Raw genomic sequence first — 327 nt, forward strand, 5'->3', positions numbered from 1 at the left:
GGAGATCCAATGGTATTGGACGGGATTGAGTATAAATTTGTTGTCACTAGCGCCAATGATCATGACTACCTTAGTCTTGAGTGCACCCAAGACAATGAATTACTTATCGAGGCGGTTCTGGTGAGCTACGAAGAGCAGAAGGCAGATGTAATAGTTCATAAAAATTCACTGCCTTTTAGCTTACTCAAAGAGTTCACGCTTAGGGTGGTCAGTGAGTTTGATCGTGGCAATGACTCCTAACAAGCGCATCATGTCGCCACTTCGTGGCTCGGACGGCTTACATTTCGCTCGTTCCTCACTACATTTCAGCCGCCGCATATGCGCGGC

The 327-nt window shown here is 47.1% G+C and carries 1 protein-coding gene; it reads left to right on the plus strand.

What is annotated here, in order from left to right; genetic code table 11:
- The coding region (locus DKW72_RS16645; protein WP_232522450.1) for a hypothetical protein at positions 1-240 on the plus strand (240 nt) is incomplete at its 5' end.
- Positions 241-327 lie beyond the last annotated feature (87 nt).

Source organism: Marinimicrobium alkaliphilum (genome assembly GCF_003259155.1).
In the GTDB taxonomy this organism is placed as follows: Bacteria; Pseudomonadota; Gammaproteobacteria; order Pseudomonadales; family Cellvibrionaceae; genus Marinimicrobium_A; species Marinimicrobium_A alkaliphilum.